This is a genomic window from Sphingomonas sp. 66-10 (assembly GCF_001897045.1).
Taxonomy (GTDB): Bacteria; Pseudomonadota; Alphaproteobacteria; order Sphingomonadales; family Sphingomonadaceae; genus Sphingomonas; species Sphingomonas lycopersici.
The window spans coordinates 20,354-29,123 of the sequence record NZ_MKRR01000159.1; the positions used below are offsets into that span (position 1 = coordinate 20,354).

Genomic DNA, 8,770 nt, shown 5'->3' on the forward strand with positions numbered 1-8,770 from the left:
CTGATGTACAAGGCGATCCGCAGCCACGCGCCGGTCAGCGAGATCTACGGCCAGCGGCTGATCGCCGAGAAGGTCGTCGATCAGGCGTGGATCGATACGACCAGCCAGCAGTTCACCACCCTGCTCGAAGGCGAGTTCGAGGCGGGCGCGAGCTACAAGCCCAACAAGGCGGATTGGTTCGCCGGGCGCTGGTCGGGCCTCTCGATCCCGGCCGATCCCGAAACCGCGCGGCGCAGCGTCGATACCGGCATCGAACCCAAATTGTTCGACGCGATCGGCCGGCTGCTCACCACGGTTCCCGACTCGATCTCGATCCACAAGACGCTGGCACGCGTGATCGACGCCAAGCGCGAGATGTTCCGCACCGGCGAGGGCTTCGACTGGGCGACCGGCGAGGCGCTGGCCTACGGCTCGCTCCTGTCGGAAGGCTATGGCGTCCGCCTCTCGGGGCAGGATTCGGGCCGCGGCACCTTCTCGCAACGCCACGCGGTGTGGGTCGACCAGAATGACGAGCATAAGTACGTGCCGCTCGCCAATGTCGAACACGGCAATTTCGAGGTGCTCGACAGCCCGCTGAGCGAATATGGCGTGCTCGGGTTCGAATACGGCTATGCGCTCGCCGATCCCAAGACGCTCGTGCTGTGGGAGGCGCAGTTCGGCGACTTCGCCAACGGCGCGCAGATCATGATCGACCAGTTCATCGCCGCGGGCGAGGCCAAGTGGCTGCGCGCCAACGGCCTCGTGATGCTGCTGCCGCACGGTTACGAGGGCCAGGGGCCGGAGCATAGCTCGGCGCGGCCGGAGCGTTTCCTCCAGCTGTGCGCGGGCGATAATATGCAGGTCGCCAATTGCACCACGCCGGCGAACTATTTCCACCTGCTGCGCCGGCAGATGCATCGCCCGTTCCGCAAACCGCTGATCATCTTCACGCCGAAGTCGCTGCTGCGGCACAAGATGGCGGTGTCGAGCGCGGCGGACTTCCAGGGCGACAGCCACTTCCGCCGCCTGCTCTCCGATCCCTCGGCGCCGGCCGATGCGGATACCAAGCGGCTCGTGCTGTGCACCGGCAAGGTCGCCTACGACCTGATCGAGGCGCGCGATGCGGCGGGCGACAAGCATACGCAGATCGTCCGCGTCGAGCAGCTCTATCCCTTCCCCGGCGAGCCGCTGGCCGTCCGCCTCGCGCGGATGCCCAATCTCGAGGAAGTGATCTGGGCGCAGGAAGAGCCGCGCAACAACGGCTATTGGTTCTTCGTCGAACCCTTCATCGAGCAGGCGCTGATCAAGGCGAACTGCCCGGTGAAGCGCCCGCGCTACGCCGGCCGCGCCGCCGCGGCATCGCCGGCGACCGGGCTGATGAAGCGCCACCAGGCCGAGCAGGGCGCCCTTGTCGCCGATGCGCTGGGCCATAATGTGCGTGAGGAAATCCGCCGTACCCGCGAAAGCGGCACGGCGAAAAAGGCCGGCAAGGCCGGCGCGTGACGTTCCGTCGCCCCGGTTCCGGCCGGGGCGTCAATGACGAGGTTTAAGATGGCAACCGAAGTTCTGGTCCCGACACTGGGCGAATCGATCACCGAGGCGACGCTGGGCGAATGGCTCAAGCAGCCGGGCGACAAGGTCGCCGCCGACGAGCCGATCGCCAGCCTCGAGACCGACAAGGTCTCGGTCGAAGTCCCCTCGCCGGTCGCCGGCGTGATGGGGCAGCATGCCGTGCAGGTCGGCGATACGGTGCAGGTCGGCGCGATGATCGCGACGGTCGAGGCCGGTGGCGGCGCCGCCGCGGCGGCGCCGGCTGCCGCGGCCCCTGCCCCCGCGGCTGCACCGGCCCCCGCCGCGAGCCCCGATGCGCCCGCCGCGCTCTCGCCGTCGGTGCGCCGCGCGGTGCTCGAACACGGCGTCGATCCGGCGACGATCAAGGGCACCGGCAAGGACGGCCGCCTGACCAAGGAGGACGTCGCCGCCGCCGCGACCGCGGCGACCGCCGCCAAGGCGCCCGCTGCCGAGGTGCCCGCCACCCCGTCGGTCGCCGCATCGACCGGCCGCAAGGAAGAGCGCGTCCGCATGACGCGGCTGCGCCAGACGATCGCGCGCCGGCTGAAGGACGCGCAGAACAGCGCCGCGATGCTCACCACGTTCAACGACGTGGACATGAGCGCGGTGATCGAAGCGCGCACCAAGTACAAGGATCTGTTCGAGAAGAAGCACGGCGTGCGGCTCGGCTTCATGGGCTTCTTCGTGAAGGCCGCGTGCATGGCGCTGAAGGATATTCCCGCCGTCAACGCCTCGATCGAGGGCGATGAGATCATCTATCACGATTATGCCGATATCTCGGTCGCGGTCAGCGCGCCCAACGGCCTCGTCGTGCCGGTGATCCGCGATGCCGATCAGCTGTCGGTCGCCGGGATCGAGAAGACGATCGGCGATTTCGGCCGCCGCGCCAAGGACGGCACGCTCAAGATGGACGAGATGAAGGGCGGCACCTTCACCATCTCCAACGGCGGCGTGTTCGGCTCGCTGATGTCGACCCCGATCATCAACCCGCCGCAGTCGGCGGTGCTCGGGCTGCACCGGATCGAGGATCGCCCGGTGGTCCGCGACGGCCAGGTCGTCGTCCGCCCGATGATGTATCTCGCGCTGAGCTACGACCACCGGCTGATCGACGGCCGCGAGGCGGTGACCTTCCTCGTCGCGCTCAAGAACGCGATGGAAGACCCGACGCGGATCCTGATCGACCTTTAATCGAACGGCCGTCGCCCCAGCGAAAGCTGGGGCCGCGTGCCACATGGGTTGCGCTTGCCGCCTGAGATCCCAGCTTGCGCTGGGATGACGGTTGCCTTCCTAGCGCTTCGTCTCGCTCAGCGGCTTGAGCGACGTCCCGCTCAGATACATCATCGTCACCGAAATCTCGGTTACGCCCTGCCCGACATGCACCGCGGTCTGCTTGGGCGAGGGCTTGCGACCGAAGATGAAATCCCACACCGTCACCCGCGGGTTGCCCGAGGCGCCGCCGCCGTCCTTGCGATCGGTCTCGCCGTTGGCATTGGCGTCGTGACGCACGTCGATCGCATAATTGCCCGGCGCGGCGACCGGCATGCAGACGCGGATCGGCTCGGTGCGCGGGGTGGGGATTTCCACCTTGGTCTGCCATTTGGTCTTGTCGAACCAGGTCGAGGTCGCCCCGCCGAAGGTGCGCACCCGCACCGTGCCGTTGCGGTTGCTCAATCCGGTGATGTCGACGAGAATCGCGGGCGACTTGCCGTGCGCGCACACCGCCGCATCGGGGCCGAGGATCGGCGCGCCTTCGCCGGCGCCAACGGCCGGCGCCGCACCTGCAGTCATCAATAGGGCCGCAAAAGCGACACGGGAATAATCGAACATCAGAACGCCATTGCCGCACCGTGCGGCGGTTTTACGGCAGGATAGCAGCGGACGATGACGGTCTCGCTTCAACCCGCGGCAAGCTTACGCAATTTTACAAGCATATCCTCCAGCCCGTCGATCCGCGCCGCGGCACGCCGCGCCGCCGCGCGTTCGAGCCGATCGAGCAACGCGCCGATCGACGCTTCCCCCTCCCCCGCCGGCACCGGAAAGGCCTCGATCCGCGCGCGCCGGACGGGTGCCAGCGAGCGAACCGCCCGAACCGGCGCGCGCGGCACCGCCGGCACCGCGCCGGGATCGAATGCCGCAAGCGGCTGATCGAGATCGGCCGGAATCGGCTGCCCGTGTTCGGCCGTCCGTGCGTCGATGAGCAGCACCGGCGCGCCGAGCTCGCTATGCGCGGCGATCGGTCGCCGCGCGGGGGCATCGGGGTGCGCATCGGCACGCCGCAGCAGCGGGATCGCGCCGAGCCGGGTCGCGCGGCGCCGGCGCGGCGCGAGCAACGGCAACGCGCCGAGCGCGGCGACCACGCCCCCCACCGCGATCGCCGCCAACATCCGGCCGGTCATCCCGGCCGGCACGAACGCCGGAAGCGGCAACCCCTCGACCGCCGCATCGAACACCCCCGCCGGTGCGGCGGCGACCAGCGCCGCGGCGATCAGCCCCGTCGCCAGCGCCAGCGCCGGCAACAATTTTCGTGGGTTCAGGCGGGTGTCGTGCTGGGTTGCGGCCATGATTCATCCATCCGCTCGGCTTTTGCCAGACGTTGGTAAACGGGCTGATAACGAGAAACGTTGAGCGCCCAGTTGCGCTCCGCATCGACGAACGCGCGCGCCCGCGCCCGCCGCGCATCCCAGCCGGCGCGATCGGCGAGCAGCCCGGCGAGCGCCGCCGCGATCGCCGACGGATCGTCGGCGGCGAACAAGGTGCCGGTATCGCCGTCGCGGATCAGCTCGCGATGCCCGCCGACATCGGAGGCCGCGACCAGCTTCCCCTGCGCCATCGCCTCAAGCGGCTTGAGCGGGGTGACCAGATCGGTCAGCCGCATCCGTTTGCGCGGATAAGCGAGCACGTCGGTAATGCCGTAATAACGCTCGACCTGATCGTGCGGCACGCGCCCGACGAAGACGATGCGATCGGCGACCGGCGACGCGGCGGCCTGCGCGCGCAGCGCCGCCTCCATCGGCCCCCCGCCGACCAGCAGCAGCCGCGCCGCGGGCCGCGCCGCGACGAGCATCGGCATCGCCGCGATCAGATCGTCGATCCCTTCATAATCGTAGAAGCTGCCGATGAACCCGATCGTCTCGCCGTCGAGCCCGAGTGTCGCCGCGAGCCCCTCGTCGCGCGGCCCCGGCGTGCCGAACAGCCCGAGATCGACCCCATTGGGGGAGACGAATATCTTCGCCGCGTCGATCCCCCGCGCGATGAGATCGCCGCGCAACCCCTCGCAGATCACCGCCACCGCGTCGGCGCGTCGCACCGCCCAGGTCTCGAGCGCACGTGTCGCGCGATACCGCGCCGACCCCTCGCGCCCCGTGCCGTTGCCGACCGCCGCATCCTCCCAAAAGGCGCGGATCTCGTAAACCAGCGGCAACCCGCGTCGCCGCGCCACCCACAGCGCCGCCAGCGCGCCGAGCACCGGCGAATGCGCGTGGAGCACATCGGGGCGATAGCTTTCCGCCACCGCATCGATGCGCCGGGCGAAAGCGGCGATTTCCGCCAGCTCGCCGACCGGCGCGGGCAAGGCGCGCGGCGGCACGGTGCGGTGGAAATCGATCCCGTCGACCTGTTCGAACGCCGCCGCGGACCGGCCCTGCCGCGGCCCGGTGATCGCCGCGACTTCCCAGCCGCGCGCGATCTGCGCCGTCAGAATCGCACGGGTGCGGAAGGTGTAGCCGCTGTGCAGCGGCAGGCCGTGATCGAGGATATGGAGGATACGCATCGCAAGAATATGCTTGCCACACGATCATTTAACGCCGCGTCAACCGCGTGCCGATAAAGCCGGCGCCACGCAGCACGAGGGATTTCGCGCCGATGATCGACAATTTCGCGCTCGGCCTCACCCACGGGCTGATGCTGCTCGCGGCGTGGCTGCTGCTGCGCCGACCCGATCTCGACCGCGAAACGCCGCCACCGGGTCGCGATACCCGGCAGGAGCGTGAACCGCGTGCGTGATCTCGCCTTCATCGGCTTCCTGCTCGCATTGTTCGGGATGGGGCTGCGCCGCCCGTTCCTGTTCGTGCTCGCCTATGTCTATATCGACATCGTCTCGCCGCAGCGGCTGACCTATATGCTGCTCAACAGCCTGCCGATCTCGCTGATCGCGGGCGCCGCGGCGTTCGGCGGCTGGCTGGTGTTCGACGACAAGAAGGATTGCCGCGTGGCGCCACGGCAGGGGCTGATCCTGCTCCTGATCCTCTATTGCGGCATCACCACCCGCACCGCCGACTTCCCGGCGGAAGCGCTCGATAAATGGGATTGGGTATGGAAGGCGCTGGCCTTCGCCGCCTTCCTTCCGCTCACCCTGCGGACGCGGCTGCGGATCGAGGCGCTGCTCCTGTTCATGACGCTGTCGGCCGCGTCGATCGTCATCGTCGGCGGGATCAAGACGTTGTTCTCGGGCGGCGGCTATGGCGAACTCAACCTGATGGTCGCCAACAATTCGGGGCTGTACGAAGGCAGCATCATCTCCGCGGTCGCGATCTGCATCATCCCGATCGTGTTGTGGCTGGCGCGCTACGGCACCTTGTTCGGCACCGGGCACGCGGTGAAGGCGTTCGCTTATGCGCTGGTGTTCGCCTGCCTGCTGATCCCGGTCGGCACCTCGGCGCGCACCGGGCTGATGTGCATCGGGCTGCTCGCGGTGCTGATGCTGCGCGAGGTGAAGCGGCCGATGCTCTACCTCGGCGCGCTGGCGCTGGCGGGGCTGGTCGCGGTGCCGTTCCTCCCCTCGGCATTCAGCGACCGGATGGCGACGATCAAGACCTATCAGGCCGACGAATCCGCCTCGACGCGCCTCGCGGTGTGGCAATGGACGTGGGAATACGCCAAGACCCACCCGTTCGGCGGCGGCTTCGAAGCCTATCGGCAGAACCGCATCCGGTACGACACGGTTGCAGTGAAGGGATCGGGCGCGTCGACCACGGTCGAGCGCAACCTGACGGTCGACAAGAGCCGCGCCTATCATTCGAGCTATTTCGAGATGCTCGGCGAACAGGGCTATCCCGGGCTTGCTCTATGGCTATTGCTCAGCCTTTCCGGGCTGATCCGCATGGAGATTCTGCGCCGTCGCCACCGCGAGGGCGACTTCGCCTGGGGCGGCGCGCTGGCGGGGGCGTTGCAGCACGCACATCTGATCTACCTGCTCGGCGGCGCCTTCGTGGGGATCGCATTCCAGCCGTTCATCTACATGCTGATCGGCGCGCAGATCGGGCTCGACACCTATCTGACGCGGCGGCGGCGCGAGGCGACGTGGCGCCCGATGTTCGGCAAACGCCTGACGCCCGCCACAGCTTGACCCGTCTTTTCATCCGACTTCCTGCTCCCCTCCCTTGAACAGGGAGGGGAGAAGAAGGGGAACGGCGCGAAACCCGCGTCGGAGTGCAGGAACCGCGGATTGGACGTTTCGTTACGAACAGGTATCGAAGGCGGCGAGGCATATGTCCCGGCCGCCACATCCCGCACGGCCCGATCAAGGAAACGACATGAGCAACACCAGCGCCCCGGCCAAGGCGCCGATCCTGCCCCATGAAGATTGGAACAATCAGTTCGAGACGCTCTATCACGCAAGCATCACCTGGGTCGCGACCCATTGGCTGCAGATCGCGATCGCCTGCGGGATCGGCGTTGGCATCGCCGCGCTGCTGATGTGGCTCCGCGCCTGCGGGGCGCGGCTTGCCGGGCGCGACAAGCACGGCACCGGCTGGCCGGTGGTGCTCGGGCGCGCGATCCAGCGCACCAACAATTATTTCATCGTCCTGCTGACGATCCGGCTGGTCGAGGGCTTCGCCGGCGCGCCTCACCCCGTTTCGGCCACGATCCACTTCCTGTTCACGATCGTCGCGGTGTTCCAGTCCGCGATCTGGGCGCGGGAGGTGATCCTCGGCGCGATCGAGCATCGCACCCATTCGGAACATTATTCGGGCGAAGCGCTGATGAGCGCGATGGGGCTGATCCGCGTGCTCGTCAGCTTCGCCTTGTTCGCGATCGCGTTCATCGTCGTGCTCGACAATCTCGGGGTCAACGTTACCGGCCTGATCGCCGGCCTCGGCGTCGGCGGCATCGCGATCGGCCTCGCCGCGCAGGGCATCTTCGCCGATCTGTTCGCGGCGCTGGCAATCATCTTCGATCGCCCGTTCCGGCGCGGGGACGCGATCTCCTACGGCCAGTCATCGGGCACGGTGGAGGAGATTGGCCTCAAATCCACCCGCATCCGCGGCACCAACGGCGAGGAGCGGATCATCTCCAACCGCAAATTGCTCGATCAGGAAATCTGCAACAACACCCGGCGCCAGTTCCGCCGCACCACCTTCACGCTCGGCATCGCCTATGACACGCCGGCGGAAACGCTGCAGGCCTTCCCCGATATGGTGAAGGAAGTGGTCGAATCGTGCGGGCTGGTCTTCGTCCGCTGCGGCTTCCTCAGGTTCAATGCGTCGACGCTCGATTTCGACATCGAGTTCGACAGCGACACCCCCGATTTCGCCGATGCCTTCGACGGACGGCACAAGGTCGGCATCGCGCTGATCAAGATGTGTGCCGAAAAGGGCATTTCCATCCCCTTCCCTACCCACACCATCTCCAACCCCACGGCCGGCAATCACATCCCGCCACCGCCGCCGGCGACCCCGGCCGGCGACTCGCCGCACGCCTGACTTTCACGAATTCGAAGATCGGGTTCGGATTAATTCGGCAAGGTTTCCCTAGCGGAACGCGCGTTTTTCAAGCCTTCGGTCAGCCAAGGCTTGCAGCGCCGGGCGTTCCGCGCCTACAGGAGGCGATCACGCTGCGCTGCGGCGCAATAAATCGATGGAGGGATTGTGACCCCGGACGAGATGAAGGCCAGCATCGGCAAGGAAAGCGTTTCCGAGTGGATCGAGGTGACGCAGGAGATGATCAACAAGTTCGCCGACGCAACGGGCGATCATCAGTTCATCCACGTCGATCCCGAGCGCGCCAAGCTCACCCCGTTCGGCACGACGATCGCGCACGGTTTCCTCACGCTCTCGCTGCTGCCGCAGCTCAGCGCCAAGAACCCCGGGATGCCGCGACTCGACGGGGTGAAGATGGGGGTCAATTACGGCGGCAACAAAGTGCGCTTCCTCGCCCCGGTGCCGTCGGGCTCGCGCGTCCGCGGCCGCTCCAAGATCACCGAATTCGAGGAAAAGCGGCC

7 protein-coding genes and 2 pseudogenes are annotated in these 8,770 nt (G+C 67.5%); 6 read left to right on the plus strand and 3 right to left on the minus strand.

Annotated features, from left to right (window positions below; genetic code table 11):
- Both sucA and odhB read left to right on the plus strand, forming a co-directional pair.
- Positions 1-1,482, plus strand: a pseudogene (sucA, locus tag BGN95_RS24560) (2-oxoglutarate dehydrogenase E1 component); the annotation flags it as partial.
- A gap of 48 nt (positions 1,483-1,530) precedes the next feature.
- Positions 1,531-2,739: a 2-oxoglutarate dehydrogenase complex dihydrolipoyllysine-residue succinyltransferase gene (gene odhB / locus BGN95_RS24565; protein WP_179511378.1), complete on the plus strand. Its 1,209-nt coding sequence runs from the start codon at positions 1,531-1,533 to the stop codon at positions 2,737-2,739.
- A gap of 99 nt (positions 2,740-2,838) precedes the next feature.
- Here the strand turns inward: odhB and BGN95_RS24570 are convergent, their stop codons facing one another.
- From BGN95_RS24570 to BGN95_RS24580, 3 genes are all read right to left on the minus strand, one after another.
- Positions 2,839-3,378 carry a DUF2141 domain-containing protein gene (locus BGN95_RS24570; RefSeq protein WP_179511377.1) on the minus strand — a complete coding sequence of 180 codons (540 nt, stop codon included), beginning with the start codon at positions 3,376-3,378 and terminating at the stop codon, positions 2,839-2,841.
- Between the two features lie 68 nt (positions 3,379-3,446).
- Complete coding sequence (locus tag BGN95_RS24575) at positions 3,447-4,112, minus strand: hypothetical protein (protein ID WP_286774331.1); 666 nt, start codon at positions 4,110-4,112, stop codon at positions 3,447-3,449.
- Positions 4,082-5,320, minus strand: a complete 1,239-nt coding sequence (locus BGN95_RS24580) for a TIGR04063 family PEP-CTERM/XrtA system glycosyltransferase (protein ID WP_286774332.1) — start codon at positions 5,318-5,320, stop codon at positions 4,082-4,084. Before BGN95_RS24580 ends, BGN95_RS24575 begins: the two co-directional genes overlap by 31 nt.
- Before the next feature lie 92 nt (positions 5,321-5,412).
- Here BGN95_RS24580 and BGN95_RS24585 point away from each other — a divergent pair, with 92 nt between their 5' ends.
- The 4 genes and pseudogenes from BGN95_RS24585 to BGN95_RS24600 all read left to right on the plus strand — a co-directional run.
- Complete coding sequence (locus tag BGN95_RS24585; protein WP_286774333.1) at positions 5,413-5,553, plus strand: hypothetical protein; 141 nt, start codon at positions 5,413-5,415, stop codon at positions 5,551-5,553.
- The gene (locus BGN95_RS24590; protein ID WP_286774334.1) at positions 5,546-6,895 is read left to right on the plus strand and encodes a putative O-glycosylation ligase, exosortase A system-associated; all 1,350 of its coding nucleotides are present in this window, start codon (positions 5,546-5,548) and stop codon (positions 6,893-6,895) included. The genes BGN95_RS24585 and BGN95_RS24590 overlap by 8 nt, the downstream gene beginning before the upstream one ends.
- Positions 6,896-7,082: 187 nt before the next feature.
- Positions 7,083-8,252 (plus strand): mechanosensitive ion channel family protein, encoded by a 1,170-nt coding sequence (locus BGN95_RS24595; RefSeq protein WP_265312854.1) that lies wholly within the window; start codon positions 7,083-7,085, stop codon positions 8,250-8,252.
- Positions 8,253-8,432: 180 nt separating this feature from the next.
- Positions 8,433-8,770 (plus strand): annotated as a pseudogene (locus BGN95_RS24600) (MaoC family dehydratase); the annotation flags it as partial.

Excerpts from the sequence above, each read along its gene's own strand:
- odhB (WP_179511378.1), top strand. The coding sequence starts at position 1,531 with ATGGCAACCGAAGTTCTGGTCCCGACACTGGGCGAATCGATCACCGAG.
- BGN95_RS24570 (WP_179511377.1), bottom strand. The coding sequence starts at position 3,378 with ATGTTCGATTATTCCCGTGTCGCTTTTGCGGCCCTATTGATGACTGCA.
- BGN95_RS24575 (WP_286774331.1), bottom strand. The coding sequence starts at position 4,112 with ATGGCCGCAACCCAGCACGACACCCGCCTGAACCCACGAAAATTGTTG.
- BGN95_RS24580 (WP_286774332.1), bottom strand. The coding sequence starts at position 5,320 with ATGCGTATCCTCCATATCCTCGATCACGGCCTGCCGCTGCACAGCGGC.
- BGN95_RS24585 (WP_286774333.1), top strand. The coding sequence starts at position 5,413 with ATGATCGACAATTTCGCGCTCGGCCTCACCCACGGGCTGATGCTGCTC.
- BGN95_RS24595 (WP_265312854.1), top strand. The coding sequence starts at position 7,083 with ATGAGCAACACCAGCGCCCCGGCCAAGGCGCCGATCCTGCCCCATGAA.